Raw genomic sequence first — 255 nt, 5'->3', positions numbered from 1 at the left:
ATCTTTGTCGGATCAAGATTCTTCGGCGTATACACATCAATGGAACCGAGTCCATCAACATGCAAGTCCGCAGTTCGCTGCCCTTGAATACCTTTAGCTGACGCAGTGGTTTGGTGCGTAACATCGTACCCAAGACCAGATAACCCTTGTCCTGCACGTACTTCATTTGCGTCAGGTATTGCGCCGGCTTCAATCTTAATCTTCCCTGCTGTCCCAGTCGCTTTTGCGGCGAGCTTAACTGGATGGGTATAAGGC

The 255-nt window shown here is 49.8% G+C and carries 1 protein-coding gene; it reads right to left on the bottom strand.

The window, feature by feature from the left end; all coding sequences use genetic code 11:
• Window positions 1–255 (bottom strand): hypothetical protein (locus ACLJNW_RS26690; protein ID WP_410961580.1); only part of this gene is annotated, 255 nt, incomplete at both ends.

The sequence above is a fragment of the Salmonella sp. SAL4457 genome (assembly GCF_046548235.1).
Taxonomy (GTDB): Bacteria; Pseudomonadota; Gammaproteobacteria; order Enterobacterales; family Enterobacteriaceae; genus Salmonella; species Salmonella enterica.
The sequence above is the reverse complement of the archived record's forward strand: the minus strand, read 5'-3'. Positions and strand labels throughout refer to the sequence as shown.